The organism is Aeromonas aquatica (assembly GCF_000764655.1).
Lineage (GTDB): Bacteria > Pseudomonadota > Gammaproteobacteria > Enterobacterales > Aeromonadaceae > Aeromonas > Aeromonas aquatica.
In genome coordinates this window covers 95,141-112,326 of the sequence record NZ_JRGL01000101.1, presented here as the reverse complement: position 1 = coordinate 112,326, position 17,186 = coordinate 95,141, and the positions used below count along the sequence as shown (strand labels likewise).

Annotated in this window: 16 protein-coding genes; 1 reads left to right on the top strand and 15 read right to left on the bottom strand. The window is 59.4% G+C overall.

Annotated elements, in window-relative coordinates; all coding sequences use genetic code 11:
* Positions 1 to 60: 60 nt before the first annotated feature.
* Positions 61 to 1,413, bottom strand: a complete 1,353-nt coding sequence (locus tag LG30_RS0112450; protein ID WP_033131029.1) for an MDR family MFS transporter — start codon at positions 1,411 to 1,413, stop codon at positions 61 to 63.
* Between the two features lie 175 nt (positions 1,414 to 1,588).
* Here LG30_RS0112450 and LG30_RS0112445 point away from each other — a divergent pair, with 175 nt between their 5' ends.
* A complete protein-coding gene (locus tag LG30_RS0112445) occupies positions 1,589 to 2,185 on the top strand; it encodes an HAD family hydrolase (protein WP_033131028.1) in 597 nt (198 codons plus the stop codon).
* A 191-nt stretch (positions 2,186 to 2,376) separates the two neighbouring features.
* Here LG30_RS0112445 and LG30_RS0112440 read toward each other — a convergent pair whose 3' ends face one another.
* The 14 genes from LG30_RS0112440 to LG30_RS0112375 all read right to left on the bottom strand — a co-directional run bounded on the left by LG30_RS0112440 (position 2,377) and on the right by LG30_RS0112375 (position 17,143).
* Positions 2,377 to 3,081 carry an oligogalacturonate-specific porin KdgM family protein gene (locus LG30_RS0112440; protein ID WP_081966170.1) on the bottom strand — a complete coding sequence of 235 codons (705 nt, stop codon included), beginning with the start codon at positions 3,079 to 3,081 and terminating at the stop codon, positions 2,377 to 2,379.
* A gap of 111 nt (positions 3,082 to 3,192) precedes the next feature.
* Positions 3,193 to 4,503: a lyase family protein gene (locus tag LG30_RS0112435; protein ID WP_052101028.1), complete on the bottom strand. Its 1,311-nt coding sequence runs from the start codon at positions 4,501 to 4,503 to the stop codon at positions 3,193 to 3,195.
* 12 nt (positions 4,504 to 4,515) lie between these two features.
* Positions 4,516 to 5,895 carry a C4-dicarboxylate transporter DcuC gene (dcuC, locus tag LG30_RS0112430; protein ID WP_274518501.1) on the bottom strand — a complete coding sequence of 460 codons (1,380 nt, stop codon included), beginning with the start codon at positions 5,893 to 5,895 and terminating at the stop codon, positions 4,516 to 4,518.
* Between the two features lie 79 nt (positions 5,896 to 5,974).
* A complete protein-coding gene (locus LG30_RS0112425; RefSeq protein WP_081966166.1) occupies positions 5,975 to 6,853 on the bottom strand; it encodes a helix-turn-helix domain-containing protein in 879 nt (292 codons plus the stop codon).
* Between the two features lie 525 nt (positions 6,854 to 7,378).
* Positions 7,379 to 8,176: a DUF1338 domain-containing protein gene (locus LG30_RS0112420; protein ID WP_033131024.1), complete on the bottom strand. Its 798-nt coding sequence runs from the start codon at positions 8,174 to 8,176 to the stop codon at positions 7,379 to 7,381.
* Positions 8,177 to 8,364: 188 nt separating this feature from the next.
* Positions 8,365 to 9,831, bottom strand: coding sequence for a succinylglutamate-semialdehyde dehydrogenase (gene astD / locus LG30_RS0112415; RefSeq protein WP_033131023.1), 1,467 nt, complete (start codon positions 9,829 to 9,831; stop codon positions 8,365 to 8,367).
* Positions 9,832 to 9,900: 69 nt separating this feature from the next.
* Positions 9,901 to 10,920, bottom strand: coding sequence for an arginine N-succinyltransferase (astA, locus tag LG30_RS0112410; protein ID WP_033131022.1), 1,020 nt, complete (start codon positions 10,918 to 10,920; stop codon positions 9,901 to 9,903).
* A gap of 76 nt (positions 10,921 to 10,996) precedes the next feature.
* Positions 10,997 to 12,214, bottom strand: a complete 1,218-nt coding sequence (locus LG30_RS0112405; protein ID WP_033131021.1) for an aspartate aminotransferase family protein — start codon at positions 12,212 to 12,214, stop codon at positions 10,997 to 10,999.
* 278 nt (positions 12,215 to 12,492) lie between these two features.
* Positions 12,493 to 13,074 (bottom strand): aminodeoxychorismate synthase component II, encoded by a 582-nt coding sequence (locus tag LG30_RS0112400; RefSeq protein ID WP_033131020.1) that lies wholly within the window; start codon positions 13,072 to 13,074, stop codon positions 12,493 to 12,495.
* Positions 13,075 to 13,095: 21 nt separating this feature from the next.
* Positions 13,096 to 13,311 (bottom strand): hypothetical protein, encoded by a 216-nt coding sequence (locus LG30_RS0112395; RefSeq protein ID WP_033131019.1) that lies wholly within the window; start codon positions 13,309 to 13,311, stop codon positions 13,096 to 13,098.
* Positions 13,312 to 13,433: 122 nt separating this feature from the next.
* Positions 13,434 to 14,438 (bottom strand): tryptophan--tRNA ligase, encoded by a 1,005-nt coding sequence (gene trpS / locus LG30_RS0112390; protein ID WP_033131018.1) that lies wholly within the window; start codon positions 14,436 to 14,438, stop codon positions 13,434 to 13,436.
* Between the two features lie 34 nt (positions 14,439 to 14,472).
* On the bottom strand, positions 14,473 to 15,138 hold the full coding sequence (locus LG30_RS0112385) for a phosphoglycolate phosphatase (RefSeq protein ID WP_033131017.1): 666 nt from the start codon (positions 15,136 to 15,138) through the stop codon (positions 14,473 to 14,475).
* Complete coding sequence (gene rpe / locus LG30_RS0112380; protein WP_033131016.1) at positions 15,128 to 15,799, bottom strand: ribulose-phosphate 3-epimerase; 672 nt, start codon at positions 15,797 to 15,799, stop codon at positions 15,128 to 15,130. The genes LG30_RS0112385 and rpe overlap by 11 nt, the downstream gene beginning before the upstream one ends.
* Positions 15,800 to 16,270: 471 nt before the next feature.
* A complete protein-coding gene (locus LG30_RS0112375; RefSeq protein WP_033131015.1) occupies positions 16,271 to 17,143 on the bottom strand; it encodes a Dam family site-specific DNA-(adenine-N6)-methyltransferase in 873 nt (290 codons plus the stop codon).
* Between the last annotated feature and the right edge of the window lie 43 nt (positions 17,144 to 17,186).

Genomic DNA, 17,186 nt, shown 5'->3' with positions numbered 1-17,186 from the left:
GCTAGCTAAATGAAGAGGGCTCCCCATGGGGAGCCCTCTTTCTCTCTGCGATACCGGCCATCAGGCGGGCATGCTGGCCAGCTCGTGGCGCTTCAGGGCCAGCAGGGTGATGAGCAAGGCGGCGCTGGCAATCAACGCCATGCCGACGTAGGTGGCGCCGAAACCAGGTGCCAGCTCGGCCGGGCTCAGGCTCGCCAGATCCCGGCTGCTACCCGCCGGCAGGGCGGAGTGGAACAGCATGGCGCAGATGGCGACCCCGACCGCGCCCCCCAGCTCACGGCCGAAGTTGAACAGGGACATGCCGATGCCGCGATCCTCCCGTGGCAGGGCATTTTGCACCACCACGGAGAGCGCCGGCAGCACCAGTCCGAGGCCCAGACCGGCGAGCCCCAGCCCCAGATTGGCCCAGAGATCGAAATGAATTTGCCACAGTGCCAGCGCCGCCAGGGCAAAGCCCGTCACCACGAAGCGCCGGTAGTGACCGGTGCGGCCGATCAGCTTGCCGCCGATGAAGGCACCCGCCGTGATGCAGACCATGAAGATCACCATGTAAAGCCCGCTCTCGCTGGCCCCCATCCCCTTCTGCCACTGCATCTGCAACGGCAGATAGACCAGCACGGCGAACATCAGCAGCTGGGAGGCCAGCGCCAGCAGCACGCTCACCAGATAGCCGGGCAGCCGCACCAGATGGGCCGGCAAGATGGGATCCTGGGCGCGCCGCTCCACCAGGATCAGCAGCAACAGGGCCGCCGCCAGCCAGAGGGCGGACAGCGTGGTGTCCGGCGAGAGCAGCAGCAAGGTGAGGGTGGTGACGGTAATGAGCAGCCCTGCCCCCTTCCAGTCGAAGCGGCTGTGGCGACGCACATTGAGGTGGCCGAGGTTACGATTCACCAGCCAGAGCGCGAGCGCCCCGAGCGGCAGGTTGATCCAGAAGATCCAGCGCCAGCTCAGTTGCTCGCTGAAGTAGCCGCCGAGCAGGGGCCCGGCGATGCTGGAGACCGCATACACCGCCGAGATGTAGCCCTGATACTTGCCCACCTCCCGCGGCGGTATGCTGTCGGCGATCACGGTGAAGGCCAGGGCGATAAGCCCCCCGCCCCCCAGCCCTTGCAGCACCCGGGCCCCTAGCAGGGTCGGCAGATCCTGGGCGAGGGCGCAGGCCACGGATCCCGCCAGAAAGAAGCCGATACCGATATTGAGCATCCGCACCCGGCCAAAGAGATCGCTCAGCTTGCCGTAGACCGGCAGGGCGGCGGTGGCGGCCAGCAGGTAGGCGGTCACCACCCAGGTGAGGGTGGCCCCGGCGTTCAGCTCGGCGCCAATGATGGGCAAGGGGGTGGTGACAATGCTCTTTTCCAGCGATCCCAGGGCGATCACCAGGGCCACGCTCGCGAAGATGGTTTTGGGGGACATATCGAGATCTCGCTACTATAAAATGCCAAGCACTGGGCTGCAGGGCTCATTATTGTCTCATAGATCGCCTGCCGATGGCGAAAACCACTGCCCCTGCCGCCAGGCATGAGCCCGGTCGCGGCATCCGGCCGGCGGATCTGGTACTGTGCTCTTTTGCCCAAGAGGAAGCAGCCCCATGACCGAGCAGTTCCAGTTTGATCGCTACGACGCCCTGATCTTCGATATGGATGGCACCCTGGTGGATTCCATGCCCCTGCATCTGGATGCCTGGGAGCTGACCAGTGCCGAGTTCGGCCTGCTGTTCGATCGGGCGCAACTCAATGAATATGGCGGCATTCCCACCCGCAAGATCGTCGCCATCCTGGCCGAGCAGCACGGGCTGAGTATCGACATCGAGGCCTTCGCCCGCCGCAAGATAGCGCTCTACATGGAGCAGATCGACAAGGCCGGCGTCTTCCCCCAGATGTGGGAGCTGGTCAGGCAGCACCACGGCAAGGTCCCCATGGGCATAGGCACCGGCTCACCGCGCAATCAGGCCGAGCGTATCTTGCGAAGTACCGGTCTCGATGCCTATATCTCGGTGCTGGTGAGCGCCGACGACGTGACCAACCACAAGCCCCATCCCGATACCTTCCTGCGAGTGGCCGAACGGCTCGGCGCCAATCCGGCCAACTGCCTGGTGTTCGAAGACACCCGGATCGGCATCCAGGCCGGCAAGGCCGCCGGCATGGCAACTGTGCTCGCCACCGAGGGTGAACTGCAGCTGGTGTAAACAGGAGATAGCGCGATGGGGCTCGCGAATAGGCACGCGGCCCCATGCCGGCCGCCCGTTTCGTCATGATATGAAACCTGATGGAGACCAGGTGGCAAGTGGAGGGGAAATAGATGAACCGGCTTTCCGTGCCCGACCCCCTATGAGGTCTGCGGCAACAGAAAGCCGGTGACTCAAACCTTCAGCCTGGCTTAGAAGTTGTATTTGATGCCGAGGCGGTAACGCATTTCCATCTCGTCGTTGTCGTGCTCGCTGTTATAACGCGGCACATAGCCAATTTCCGTGTAGGGCACCCACTGCTTGTTGATGGGCACGGCGACGACGACGTTATACAGCCAATTGCTGTGATCGCCCTTGTAGTCCTCGTAATTGGTGAACTTGTATTCGTAGTCCCCGGTGATGGTGAAGCCCTCCCCCTTATAACCGAGCTCCCAGTTGAGCTGGTTGTAATTCTTGTCGGCGGCGGTCGGCTTCTCATCCTTCTGGATACCACCACGCCAGCGCAGGGTGGTGAACCAGTTGTCGGTGATGGTGTAGAACGACTTCACCTGGACGCGATAGCCGATATAGGAATCCCCCACATCCAGGTTGATGGCCGGCGCCAGCGCCAGCTTGTCGGTGACCTGAAACTTCTTGCCCACTTCCCACTCGCTGCCGCTGCCGCTCCAGTTGCCGTTACCGTCCTTGAAGCCGTCCGCCTGTACGTCTGAGCCCTCCGCCATCTTGCCCTCGACGCTGAAGAACAGGCCATCCTCCGTGGCATGGGAGAGCTTGAGGCGATTGGCCTGGGTCTCGCTATCGGCCTTGTATTCATGGCGATAATCCAGGGTCAGGGCCTGCGCGCCCGCGGAGGCCAATGTCAGTGCGACCACACTCAGTTTTACAGCAAGTTTCATTATTTACTCCAACTGTTCTGCGTAAAAATGTATATGAATGCCCCTCCTGCCGGAAATGTCAGGAAGAAGGGGGAATATAAAATCGGTTATTTAATTAGCGGGAAATGGCTATCAGAAATATTCCAGTCCGACATAGGATCGCGGGGCTGTCGCCTTTTCAAATTCATCGACTGACAGAAAAGCATGCAACTCAGGTTGGCGAATATAAGCTTCGCTGAAAGAGATGGCCTCTTTCTTGGCCCGCATGATGATGTCATATACGGCCTCATGGGCCTTCGCCTTCCCCAATCCTTTTTTCGACAGCGCCATCATCACATTCTCGGCGCTGATCATGCCCTGGGTAATATCGAGGTTGCGCTGCATGGCCGCACGGTCAATAAAGAGATCCTGCAACAGCGCCTCCGTCTTCAGCATGATTTCATGGGTCAGCAGATTCGCCTCCCGCAGTGAATTGTCGATGATCAGGTTGCTGCAGCCATCGGCTTCGAAGGGGCGAACGGCCATGTTCAGCATGGTGCTGGGCAGGTTGAACAGGATGCGCGCGTTGCCGATGATGCCGTAGCAGAGGGCCGGGTTGATCTTCTGGGGCATGGTGCTGCTCCCTATCTGGCCCTCGGAGAAGCCCTCGCTCATCTCCGAGTACTCCTCGGATGAGCTGATGTAGACCTCCTCGGCGATCTTGGCGCAGCTCTGGGCAATCAGGGTCAAGTTGTTGACGTACTGGCACATATGCACCCGGATAGAGCGGCTGGGGATCTTCATCTCCCCCATCTCCAGCAGCTCTGCAATCCGCGCCTGCATGCCGGGCCCCACCTCTGGCAGGGTATGGAAGCCCCCCACGGCCCCCCCCATCATGACCTGGAAGATGCCTGGCGCCGAGCCGACCAGAATATCCTTGCACCTCAGCAGTTCGTCTTCCCACACGGCGAACTTGGTATTCAACAGTATGGGCAGCGCATGCCGGGAATGGGTCCTCGCCGCGATGACGACGTCTTTATTCCGCCGTTTCAGCTCACCTATATTGACCACCATCTTGTCGATGAGGGCAATAAATTCCTGATTGAATCGTTTGCAGAGATACAGCTCGGCCGTCTGCTGAATATTCTGGGTGGTGATGCCGTAGTGAATATATTTGGCGGCCTCATCACCCACTATGCGCCCCAATTCATTGAGAACCGGCACCAGCGGATGCTTGGTCTTGATATAGCCCTGGATGATATTTTCCCGATCGAGCAGTCCGATATCACAGTGCTGGATGATCACCTCCCCCTCTGCCTTTGGGATAATACCGAGCTCAATCTGTACCTTCGCCAGAATGGCCTCAATGTCCAGCCAGGTCTGATAAATATGAGTATCTTCGTAGATATTCTCGAACCCATTGCGGTTCAGGGTATAGCTCGTCGGATCGTAGCATGTGGTCATTTAATGGCACCATTAAGAGAAAATAAGCTGGGTGTAGAACAGGGTGGAGAAGATACCGACGATGCAAGGGATCAACGCCCGCTTCAGCACCTCGAACGGGCTGACATTGGCCGCCACCGCCACCGCAATCACCACGGCCGCGACGGGGGACAGGGAGCGGCCAAAACCGGCGGCGTGTTGCATGGGCACCAGCATGAGCACCGATTTCACGCCGGCCGCGGCCGACAACTCTGAGCCCAGGTTGGAGAAGCTGACGAAGGCGGCACTGCCTGATCCGGTCAACATGGCGGTAAAGGCGATGATCAGCATGCCGAACAGGGTGATCAGCAGATAGTGGACATCACCCGCCAGGATCATCGACTTCATCGCGTTGACGGCACCGATGGCATCCAGCCCCAGCGTGAACATGGTGGCGGCCACGATCAGGACGACCACGGTGCTGAACGCCCCCGCCATGCCTTTGAAGAACTCGAAGGAGTGATCGAGCGCCAGCTGCAGACTCTTCACCCTGAAGGCATCGATCACCACGATCATGATCAAGGAGGCAAACATGGCGATGGGCGCGTTGATCTTGACGCTGGCGATGCCAATGTCGGAGAAGATGAGCAGCAGCGCCAGGGGGAGGAAGGGCAGCATGGCATAGAGCCTGGAGTAAGGAGCGCCCTGCCGAACGTCCTGCTCGCCGGCGACCTTGACCTCGGTCTGCGAGCGCTTGTGGCCATCACGCTTGTCAAACCACTTCTGCACGAAGAAATGGGTGACCGCCACCGTCAGGGTGACCGGTATGGCCACCAGAATCTCGGTGCTGGCAAAGTATTCGGTGATCGACATGTCCAGCAGCTCGGCCGCGACGTTGGAGTTGCCGGAGCCCGGGCCCAGATCGAGAGAGCCGCAGGTGCCGATCACCACGGCGGCCGAGAGCGGGCTGACCCCGGCTTGCAGCAGGATCGGGTAGAAAGAGATGAGCAGCAGCATGGCCAGCCCGGCCGGGCTCGGGATCACCAGGTTCAGGGCCTGCCCTATGATGAACGCCAGGGCCAGGATCAGATAAGGCTTGTTGATGAGCTGCAGTGGCTTGGCGCAGGCCTTGACCAGACTGTCGGCGGCACCAATCTTGCTCATGTAGGAGGCGAAGCCGGCCGAGGTCATGGCGATCATGCCGATGGTCGCGGTGCGCTCCGACATGATGGCGCTGAAGGCCCCGAACAGATCGAAGAAGGTGGATCCCGTCGAACTGAATTTATATTGTGCCCCCATAAAGTCGGCAATGCCGCCCTGGGTGAATACGACGCCCACGGTCAGCATCAGCAAGCCGGAAATCGTCAAGGTGGTATGAGTCTGATAGTTCTTTATGATCATATACATCGTTATAAAAACGATGGGCACAGCCATATAAGCAATCATGGACAGCTCTCTCATTTAACAGAATAAATCATGGTGAAGGCAGCAATCACAACCCAACCGACAGGATTTAATTAATGCCTTGTTTGTATTGCCTTGGAGATAGATTGAAATAACGCTTGAATTGATTCGAAAATTCGTATTGCGATGAATAGCCCAGTTCATTGGAGATCTCGGATATCCGCAGATTGGTCGTTCTCAGCAGGGTGCATGCTTTATCCAGGCGACACCTGACGATATATTTCATCAGCGACAGTCCGGTCTGCTCCTTGAACTCCTTGCGAAATACCTCATAGTTCAGCCCCAGCTCATCACAATACAGTTTTAAATCTATGCGCTGATGACAGAGTTCATCCAGTGCCAATTTTACCTGATTGACCATGTTGTTTTCATGGTGCTCAGGATGATTCATCGAGCCATTAAAGAGGGCGCCGAGCAGCTCGATGAATTTGATATAAACGCTGGGCATATCCAGCTCGCTGGCGTTCTTCACAAACTCCATGAAACTGGAGAAGTGATCGATGGCCTCCAGCGGGCTGGCCGTTTGAAAGACGACGGCGCCGTGCTCCGGGATCAGGAATGAGGCCAGGTGTTCATACAGAGCCCGGTCGCAATCCAGATAGACCTCTTTCCAGGCGGGCAGGTTCTCGCAATGGCTGGAATGGCGCTGGCCGGGTCTGCGCAAGAAGACGCTGCCCTTGCCAAGGGAATATTGCTGGCCTTGCTCATCGATATAATTTCCCCTGCCATCCAGCACCAGTACCAATGAAAAATAAGGGAAGCTGACATTGGCAAGCACCTTCGATTTTCCATTCCGGTTTATATATCCACAGCCAATCCAGCTATCGCTCGTTCCCAGCGTCTTGGAATAGTTGACCGAAGGCACAGACTGGTTTCCAACAGGCTCTATAAATGGCACCAGGATCTGATATTTGTGTTGGTTTTCCATATATTGACTCTAGAGTGTTATTTCGTGAGTCCGATTCACTTCATAAACAGCTGAATTACATCGACTGCATATCAGTATGCTTTACATACTATGTCGCCCAAAACTACAATAACATGTCAATTCTGGATTTAAAGATATGTTTATTGGGATGGGTCAAGGGCTGGATCACATATTTGACAAGCCGTTTGGAAAGCGGACCTGAACTACTCTGTATAATGAATGGGTGATCCAAGCCGATATATTACGTTCACAAGGCCGCAAACTTATTAGTGTCTTCCGTATTATTTCAAGGCGATAGAATAAGCCGCCCGCCCATGAATCGTATCCGCTGGAGACCACTCGGATGCATCTGACAACAAATATTCCACGCCATGACGCGAAATAACCCCATATGCCGCTCTCTGCGCCCATGAGCGCGCAGGCACGTGAACGGATCCATCCGAAAAGGTGGGGCAGAGACGATGCCGGCCTGTGCCAGCACCATAAAAAACGCCCCATGCGGGGCGTTTTTAGCGTTCTGGGCCATCACATGGCGTTGGTGGATTCGAAGATCTTGTCCGCCGAGGCCTCGACGAAGCCCGGGTAGAGCACGCCGTCGGCCTGGGGATAGCGCCGGGCAAACTCGTAGAAGCAGCTCGGGATGGCGCGCACGCCATCGCTGAAGGGCACGTCCGCCTTGTCGGCCATGGTGGAGGACTGCTCCAGCATAACCTGAGGCTCCCCCTTCACCTCGCCGCCCACGGTATTGAGCACAAAGCCCGCCGCCTTCAGGGCTGAGTTGACCTCTTCTATGGTCTCAAAATCGGCCAGCCGGTTGATGTTGACCGTGAAGTGGTTGGCGCGATAGCCCCAGGCTGCCATCCAGGCCGCATACTCGCTCTCGGCCAGCAGGGTCTGGTAATCGCTCCAGGAGACCTGCCAGGGGGCGCCCGTATAGAGGAAGGCCGGGGTATCGGTCAGGTGATCGGGCACCTGATCCACCAGCTTGTGAATGATGGCCTGAGCCGTCTCGGAGAGCTCTTCCACCTTCAGCTCGCTGATGAACACCTTGGGGGCGTCTGGATCGGCGTGTTCGAAGTGCTTGGCGTAGAGCTTCTTGGCCTTGAACACATACTCGCCCTTCTCCTCGTACCCCAGGGCACGGAAGTGGGCAGCCAGTTTCTCCAGCCCCAGCTTGGGCAGGTTGTAGGTACGAAACGCCACGTGATCGTTGATGATGGGGGCGCCGCCCCCCAGCAGCTGATGAACCTGATGGGCGCTCGGGGTGACCTGAATGTAGTTGTCCCACAGATGGCCAAACAGGGTCTCGATATCCTTTTGCATCTCTCTTTCCTTTGATTGCGGGTACAGACAAGGGCACCTCTGAGTGCCCCTCTTTATTTTCTTGTTATCAGAAGGTCAGGCCGGGGGACAACTGATCCGGCATGGCGGCTTTGCTGTCCTCGACGGAGGCGACCGGGCAATGGGTACAGTAGTCGGCCAGCACCTGCCTGTTCATATCGGCCTCTTTCCTAGAACGTCAGGCCAGGCGACAGCTGATCCGGCATGGCGGCTTTGCTGTCTTCCACCGAGGCGACCGGGTACGCACAGTAGTCTGCGGCGTAGTAGGCGCTCGCCCTGTGGTTGCCGGAGGCACCGATGCCGCCGAAGGGCGCGGCACTGGAGGCGCCTGTGATGGGCTTGTTCCAGTTGACTATGCCGGCACGGATGCGCTTGAAGAAGTGCTGCCAGTCTGCCTCGTTGTCGCCGAGCAGGCCGGCCGACAGGCCGAAGCTGGTGGCGTTGCCCTGATCGATGGCGGCATCGAAGTCGTCGTAACGGATGAGTTGCAGCAGCGGGCCGAAGTACTCTTCATCCGGCAGTGCGCTCACCGCGGTCACGTCTATGATGCCGGGGGAGACGAAACCGGTGCCCGCTTCAAGATGCTTGAGCACCAGCAGGCTCTCGCCACCGAGGCGCTGCAGCTTGGCCTGCGCCTCCACCATGCCGAGCGCCGCTCGCTCGCTGATCATGGCGCCCATGAAGGGTTGATCGGCGGCGTCATAGAGGCCAACCTTGATCTGACCGACCACGTCCACCAGCCGCTTGACCAGGGCATCGCCCCTGGTGCCGCGCTCGACAAACAGGCGGCGCGAGCAGGTGCAGCGCTGACCCGAGGTGATGAAGGCGGACTGGACTATGGCGTGGACGGCGCCGTCCACATCGCTCACGTCTTTGACGATCAGCGGGTTGTTTCCCCCCATCTCCAGCGCCAGGATCTTGCCCGGCTGGCCGGCAAACTGCTGATGCAGGAAGTGACCGGTACGGGACGAGCCGGTGAAGAAGAGGCCGTCTATGTCCGGGTTGCCGGCCAGCGCCTTGCCGGTCTCCACTTCGCCCTGCACCAGATTCAGCACGCCCTTGGGCAGCCCCGCCTCCTGCCAGATCTTCAGCATGGCCTCGGCCACCATGGGGGTCAGCTCGGAGGGCTTGAACACCACCGCATTGCCGGCGATCAGCGCAGGCACTATGTGGCCGTTCGGCAGGTGGCCTGGGAAGTTGTAGGGGCCGAACACCGCGACCACGCCGTGAGGCTTGTGGCGCACGAACGCCTTGGCACCCGGCATAGGATTCTCAATGGTGCCGGTGCGCTCGTCATGGGCGCGGATGGAGATGGCGATCTTGCCCTGCATGGCGGCGACCTCGGTGCGGGTCTCCCACAGCGGTTTGCCGGTTTCACGGGCGATGGTCAGGGCCAGCGCCTCCTTGTGCTCGCCGAGCAAGTCGGCGTATCGGCGCACTATGGCCAGACGATCCTCGAGGGCCAGATCGGACCAATGGTAGAAGGCATGGCGAGCGGCACTGACGGCGGCATCGACCTGGGCGGCGCTGGCTGCCCCCCCTTGCCAGATCACTTCATTCTTGGCCGGATCCTTTGACTCGAACGGCTTGCCTGCACCGGCCAGCCACTGCCCATCGATAAGTTGCACTAAAGACATATTCACTCCCTGTGGTTCACAGGCAGCCGTGGCTGCCTGCTTCAGATGTTATGGGGCCTCGCCGAGCCGTCACTCCAGATCGACGACCCGCACCATGTCGCCATTCTCCACCTTGAGGGCGGTCGCCATCTTGGGCGGAATGATGGCCTCGTGCTTGTCCAGATCGACCCGGATGTTACCGTAACAGGCGCGGTACTGATCGAAACGGGTATTGCACAGCAGATAGGTATGACCGCCAATGGGCTCACCGACCAGCACCCGCAGCTTCTGGCTGCGGCGCACACTGCGAATGTGTTTCACGTCGCACTCGACGGTGGGGCCCGCATCGAAGATGTCGACGTAGCCGCGGTTCACGAAACCCTCGTCCTGCAGCATCTTGATGGCCGGGCGGGTCTTCTCGTGGGTCTGGCCGATGACGGCCCGCGCCTCGTTGCTCAGCAGGTTGACGTAGATCGGGTACTTGGGCATCAGCTCGGCGATGAAGCGCTTCTTGCCGATACCGGTGAGATAGTCGACGGTGGGAAAGTCCATCGAGAAGAAATGCGTCTGCAGCCACTCATAGAAGGGGCTGTGACCGTCGCCATCGGAGACGCCGCGCATCTCGGCAAAGACGGTTTCATCGAATAATTCCGGGTGCTCGGCCATAAACAGGAAACGGTGCTTGGAGAGCAGTCGGCCATTGAGCCCCTCGCGGGCGCATTCACGCAGGAACAGGGTGCACAGCTCGGAGTTGCCGGTGTAGTCGTTCGACAGGGTGAGCGTCTCGACCACGTTGTAGATGCCGAGCTTGGGGGACGAGTGCACCACCTTGCCGATGTGATAGTTGTAGAACGGCTGGGACAGGCCGACGGCCGCATCGATGGCACAGGTGCCGACCATTTCGCCGGTCTCCAGATCCTCGGCCACGAAGAAATAGAGGCAGTCTCCCTTGCCGGCAGGCTTGTCCAGGAAGGTCTGGGTCGAGGCATCGATCTTGCGTTGCAGCAGCTCGTCGTTGACGGGCAATGAAGTCATGCCGGTGCCGGATTCGATGGCACAGGTTTTGAGACCGGCGAAGTCGCGCTGCTCGATAGGACGGATAACCAACATAAATGACAACTCCCTTTCATTGACGACAGGTGGGGTCCCGGCTCCTGCCGGGAGGGCTCCCCACCTCAATTCCTGATCAGGCGTTGATAACCTGAGCGACCGCTTTCTCGAACCGGGCCAGACCTTCCTTGATGTCCGCTTCCGGGATAACCAGTGAGGGTGCGAAGCGCACCACGTTAGTGCCCGCTACCAGCGCCATCAGCCCCTGGTCGATGGAGGCCAGCAGGAAGTCACGGGAGCGGCCCTTGAAATCATCGTTGAGCACGGCTCCCAGCAGCAGCCCCTGACCACGCACTTCGCTGAAGCAGTGGTACTTGGCGTTGATGGCCTCAATGCCGTCACGGAACAGCTGCTCGCGCTGCTTGATGCCGTTGAGCACTTCGGGGGTGTTGACCACATCCAGCACGGCTTCCGCCACGGCGCACGCCAACGGGTTGCCGCCGTAGGTGGAGCCGTGAGTGCCCACTTTCAGATGAGCCGCGATCTCGCTGGTGGTCAGCATGGCGCCGATGGGGAAGCCGCCGCCGAGCGCCTTGGCGCTGGTGAGGATGTCCGGGGTAACGCCCAGACCCATGTAGGCGTACAGATCGCCGGTACGACCGACGCCGGATTGCACTTCGTCATAGATCAGCAGGGCATTGTGCTTGGTGCACAGCTCGCGCACCCCCTTGGCAAACTCGTCGGTGGGACGAATGATGCCACCCTCCCCCTGCAGCGGCTCCATCACCACGGCACAGGTGTTATCGGAGATGGCGGCAGCCAGCTCGGCCAGATTGTTGTAGGTGACATGGGTGATGTCGGCAGGTTTCGGGCCGAAGCCGTCCGAGTAGGCAGCCTGGCCGCCGACGCTGACGGTGAAGAAGGTACGACCGTGGAAGCCCTGATGGAAGGCGATGATCTGGGTCTTGTGGGCACCGAACTTGTCGATGGCGTAGCGACGGGCCAGCTTGAGGGCGGCCTCGTTCGCTTCGGCACCGGAGTTGCAGAAATAGATCTTCTCGGCGAAGGTGGCGTCGACCAGCTTCTTGGCCAGGCGCAGGGCCGGCTCGTTGGTCATCACGTTGGAGAGGTGCCACAGCTTCTCACCCTGGGTTTTCAGGGCCTCGACCAGCTTGGGATGGCAATGACCGAGGCCATTGACCGCGATCCCGCCCGCGAAGTCGACATACTCGCGGCCTTCCTGATCCCAGACACGTGATCCCTCGCCGCGCACCGGAATGATCTTGGCGGGCGCATAGTTGGGAACCATCACTTCATCAAACACTTCACGTGTCACTGCCAACAACTCTGACATATCGCTCTCCTGCTAGCTGGCGACAGAATAATCCACCGCTTAAAAGTTAAATCCATGTAAACACATCGGCATTGTCACAGAAAAAAAGCTAAAAGTCTGCAACAAGTCGAGTTACAGGGAACAATGTTCGATTGCCTGTGAGATTTTAGGCAGCCACATTGCATAACGGCTCAGGGGGGGTTGGCAAGAGATAATTTGGGCAGGAAGAGGGGTGAATAAAGTGTCAGAGAAAATATTTTTGGCCTCATTCCGATTCTGGGATGGGCATCACGATTTTTTCAGGAGGCGGCTAAAAAATTGTCCAGCAACTGGTGGCCCTGCTCGCTCAGAATACTCTCCGGATGGAACTGAACACCTTCCAGCGCCAGTGTTTTATGCCGCAATCCCATGATCTCGTCGACGCTGCCATCGGTGTGCTCGCTCCAGGCGGTCACCTCGAAACAGTCGGGCAGGCTCTCGCGCTCCACCACCAGCGAATGGTAGCGGGTGACCCGCAGCGGATCCTTCAATCCCTTGAACACACCTTCTCCCCTATGGCGAATGAGGGACGTCTTGCCATGCATCACCCGGCGGGCACGGACCACACGGGCGCCAAACGCCTGGGCCAGGGATTGATGGCCGAGGCAGACGCCGAGGATGGGGATCTGGCCCGCGAACTGGCGGATAGCGGCAAGAGAGATGCCCGCCTCGTTCGGCGTGCAGGGACCGGGGGAGATCACCAGATAGCGGGGGGCGAGCCGGATGATGTCATCCAGGCTCAGCTCGTCGTTGCGCTTCACTACCACCTCCTGGCCCAGGGCGCCAAAATATTGCACCAGGTTCCAGGTAAAGGAGTCGTAGTTATCGATCAACAACAGCATGGGATAACCGAAGGCAAAGGATCAACGATCCAGATAGCGGCCCTGTTCCATTTCACGCTCGCGCTGGCATTCGGCCAGGTAGATGGCGGCGGCGATGGCCGGGGTCTTGTGGTATTTGTCGATGGCGTTGGAGACCATCAGTTGCAGGGTGTTGAGGTTCTTGGCCTTGCGAAACTTGCGCAGCCAGTGACCCTTGTCACCCAGTTCTTCAATCACGGAATTTGATTCGACAGACATGCTTTCTCTTGGGGCAAATACCCGCGTTTGACATTGGAAGAAGGAATCGTGAATAAGGGTCGGGTAAAACAAAGAAAGCCAGGCAGATACCCAGCTCTCTCCTACTACACCTTCCCAGTATGTCAGGCTCGAGGAACGAAGCCGACTACATCATATACGCTGGTCAGGGTTTTTTCAGCCCTTTCCCGCGCCTTTTGTGCTCCAGCCGCCAAAATTGCCTGCAGATGAGTCTCATCCTGACGCAGCGCGTGGAAGCGGGCCTGGATGGGCTCCAGCAGGGCGACCACGGCCTCGGCGGTCTCGGTCTTGAGGTGGCCATACATCTTGCCTTCAAAGTGCTGTTCGAGCTCGGGGATGGAGCGACCCGTCACCCCGGACATCAGGGTCAGCAGGTTGGAGACCCCCGGCTTGTTCTCAGGATCGAAGCGCACCACTGCCGGCTCGTCAGAGTCGGTCATCGCCCGCTTGATCTTCTTGATGATCTGCTTGGGATCTTCCAGCAAGCCGATGAAGTTTGCCTCGTTGTCATCAGACTTGGACATCTTCTTGGTCGGATCCTGCAGGCTCATCACCCGGGCGCCGTCGGCCGGGATAAAGGGCTCCGGCAGGGTGAACACCTCGCCGTGCAGGTTGTTGAAGCGGGTGCAGATGTCGCGAGTCAGCTCCAGATGCTGCTTCTGATCGTTGCCGACCGGCACCTGATTGGCCTGATACAGCAGGATATCCGCCGCCATCAGCACCGGATAACCGAACAGGCCGACGTTGACGTTGTTCTCGAAGCGGGCGGACTTGTCCTTAAACTGGGTCATGCGCGACAGCTCGCCCATCTGGGTGTAGCAGTTCAGGATCCAGCCGAGCTCGGCGTGTTGCGGCACATGAGACTGGATGAAGACGGTGCTCTTGGCCGGATCGATCCCCACCGCCAGATAGAGGGCGGCGGCATCCAGGCAGGCCTTGCGCAGGGCAGCGGGCTCCTGGCGGGTGGTGATGGCATGCAGATCGACGATGCAGTAGAGGCAGTCGAAGTCATCTTGCATGTTGACCCACTGACGCAAGGCCCCCAGGTAGTTGCCGATGGTCAGCTGGCCCGAGGGCTGGGCCCCGCTCAATACGATTGGTTTAGTCATGAGAGTGTGAATCCTTGTTGTTCAGCCAGCGGCATTACTCGGCCAGCAGGGCATCGAGCTGGACAAATTGCTCGCATACCCAATCCGGGCGGGAATCGGCGATGGGGCGGCCATAGTTGTAGCCATAGGTGAGCCCCGCCACCTTCATGCCGGCGGCCTGGGCGGCCAGCACGTCATTTTCGGAGTCCCCTACCATCAGGGTACGGGACGGGCTGACACCCAGCTCGTGGCAGGCGTGCAGCAAGGGCGACGGGCTCGGCTTCTTCTCGGGCACGCAGTTGCCCCCCAGCCAGAGCGCGAAGCAATCGGCGATGCCGAGGGCATCCAGAATGGGCTGCACGAAGTGGCTCGGCTTGTTGGTCACTACCGCCTGGCGGTAACCGAGCCGTTGCAGGCGACGCAGGCTCCGTTCGACCCCCTCATACATGCCCAGGCCTTCCAGCAGGCAGGCCTGATAGTGCTGGTCGAACAGCGGGCGCGCCCTGGGGAACAACTCGGGGGCCTCGCGGTAATCCAGCGCACGCTGGATCAGCTTGTCGGCCCCGTTACCGACCCAGGTGCGCACCACTGCCTCGTCGGCCTCGGCCAACCCGAGATCGGAGAGGGTACGGTTGACCGCCAGCGCCAACTGGGAGGCACTGTCGATCAGGGTGCCATCCAGATCGAACAGCACCAGATCGAAGGGACGTTCAACGGACATGAGCCAGCTCCGCCCGCATCTGATCGATCACCGCCTTGTAGTCCGGCTTGCCGAAGATGGCGGAACCGGCCACGAACATGTCCGCCCCGGCCGCGGCGATCTCGCGGATGTTATCCACCTTGACCCCACCGTCGATCTCGAGACGGATATCGCGGCCGCTCTCGTCGATTAGGCGACGCACCTGACGCAGCTTGTCGAGGGTACCGGGGATGAAGCTCTGACCACCGAAGCCCGGGTTGACCGACATCAGCAGGATCACGTCCAGCTTGTCCATCACATACTCGAGGCAGGAGAGCGGGGTGGCCGGGTTCAGCACCAGGCCAGCCTGGCAACCCTGCTCCTTGATGAGACCCAGGGTGCGATCCACGTGATCGGACGCTTCCGGATGGAAGGTGATCAGGTTGGCGCCCGCCTTGGCGAAATCGGGGACGATGCGATCCACCGGCTTGACCATCAGGTGCACATCAATGAGCGCCTCGATGCCGTAGTCACGCAAGGCCTGGCAGACCATGGGGCCTATGGTCAGGTTGGGGACATAGTGGTTGTCCATCACGTCGAAGTGCACCACATCGGCGCCGGCGGAAAGCACCTTGGCGACATCCTCACCCAGACGGGCGAAGTCGGCGGAGAGGATCGAGGGGGCAATCAGAAAGTCTTTCATCAGCGTCATCCATTGGCAGCGTGGCAGAAAAAGCGGCGCAATTTTACCGCAAATATCCGATGAAAACGACCCGAACACGGGAAGGAAGCACAAGCCACTGGCTTTACCGCCCATATCTACCGAAAACAACCCGAACAGGGGGAGGAAGCGCAAGCCACTGGCTTTACCGCCCATATCCACCAAAAACAGCCCGAACAGGGGGAAGAAAAAGTGGACCGCCAGCGTTACCGCCAATATCCGATGAAAACGACCCGAACACGGGGAGGAAGCGCAAGCCACCGGCTTTACCGCCCATATCCACCGAAAACAGTCCGAACCGGGAGAAGAAAAAGTGAACCGCCAGCGTTACCGCCAATATCCGATGAAAACGACTCAAGTGCGGGGAAGAAACCGCAGAGGCCAGCAGCTAGCCACCGAAACCGGTCTCTGGGCCCGAAAACGCTAGCGGCACCCGAAGGTGCCGCCAGAGGATCAACCCAGAGGAACCAGCTCGGTCTCGCTCGGATAGTAACCTTGTTCCGGCGCTATGCCCGGCGGGTAAAGTGCCAGCAGCTCGGCCACCTTGTTGCGACTGCCGCCATTGCGGCTGATGGTGCGCTTGACCAGGATTTCATCCAGCCGGGCACCGCGATACAGCTCCCGCGTCAACTCGAGGTCGTGATTACTGATGAGCACAGGCACCCCCTTGTGGGCGGCGGTGTGGCGTGCCAACCGGGCCAGCAGGGCCTGATCGTCCAGGGTGAAACCACCGGCCGAATAGCTGGTGAAGCTGGCCGTGGTGGAGAGCGGCGCGTAAGGGGGATCGCAGTAGATCACCCAGTCTTCCTCTGCCCTGGCCATGGCATCGGCATAGCTCTCGCAGATGAAGGTCGCCTTCTGTGCCTTCTCGGCGAAGGCCCACAGCTCCTTCTCCGGGAAATAGGGCTTCTTGTAAGAACCGAACGGTACGTTGAAACCGCCCTTCTTGTTGTACCGACACAGGCCGTTGAAGCCGTGACGATTCAGGAACAGGAACAGCTGGGCCCGCTCAAAACCGGCTTCGGTCTGGTTGAACTGGGTACGCAGTCGATAGTAAGCGGTCTTGTGGTTGTACTCGGCCACAAACAGCTTGCGCGCCTCGCCGATGAAGCTGTCCGGCTGCTGCTTGAGGTGATTGTAGAGACCGATCAGATCCGGATTGATGTCGTTGAGCACGTAGGCATCGTAATCGGTGTTGAGAAACACCGAGCCCGCCCCGACGAAGGGCTCCAGCAACACACGCCCGGCCGGCAACCGCTCGGCTATCTCTTCAACCAGGGAGTATTTTCCCCCGGCCCATTTTAAAAATGCGCGTGTTTTTTTCATGGAAATCCGGTGTTAAGAAGGCAACGCTCAAAAAAGGGGGACG